The organism is Microbacterium mangrovi (assembly GCF_000802305.1).
In the GTDB taxonomy this organism is placed as follows: Bacteria; Actinomycetota; Actinomycetes; order Actinomycetales; family Microbacteriaceae; genus Microbacterium; species Microbacterium mangrovi.
In genome coordinates, this window is sequence record NZ_JTDK01000034.1 from 1 (window position 1) to 770 (window position 770).

1 protein-coding gene is annotated in these 770 nt (G+C 70.0%); it reads left to right on the forward strand.

Going from position 1 to position 770, the window contains the following annotated elements:
• A partial coding sequence (locus tag LK09_RS20360) for a DUF222 domain-containing protein (RefSeq protein ID WP_039403825.1) occupies window positions 1–770 on the forward strand: 770 nt, incomplete at both ends.

A 770-nucleotide genomic window follows, 5' to 3' on the forward strand; every position in this document is an offset into this window, starting at 1 on the left:
CGGGCGCGGGTGGCGGTCGCGTTCGGTGCGGAGACCCGGTTCTTCGCGTCGGTGGCCGCCCTGGTGGATCGGCGGGAACGCGAACGCGCCCAGCAGGCCGACACCGGGGCGGTGGTGTCCGCGTCGCAGTTGGCGATGCGGGAGATCTACGCCGAGATCGCCGCGGCGGTGCGCCTGTCCGAGTACCAGGTCGCGTCCCGGGTGAACCAGGCACAGGTCCTGGTCTCCCGGTTCGCTGCGACGATGTCCCGGGTGGATGCCGGTGCCCTGTCCCCGCAGCATGCGACCACGATCGCGGATGTCGGCGGCGTCATCGACGATCCCGACATCCGGGCCGAGTATGAGCGGTACGCGATCGACCTGGCCGCAGAGCTCACTCCGGCCCAGTTGAAGGACGCCCTGGGCGTGTTGGTGGACCGGCTCGACCCGGACGGCACTCAGGCCCGGATCAAGGAAGCCGTGCAACGCCGGTCGGTGCGCAAACGCAGCGTGGAGCCGGGGGTGGGGCAGTTGATCATCACCGGCCCCACCGCCCACATCGAAGGCACCTACAACCGGCTCACCGACATCGCCACCGAACTCCACACCCAAAACCAGGCCGACACCGCCGCGGCGGCCGAGGCGGCCGCGGAAGACATCGGCGACGACGCCGAAGCAGCAGAGTTTGTTCCGGATGAGCGCACGAGGGCGCAGATCATGGCTGATGTCGCCTTGGACCTGCTGCTCACCTCCGTCCCCGACGGGCACGGCACCACCCCCGAACACCGCGA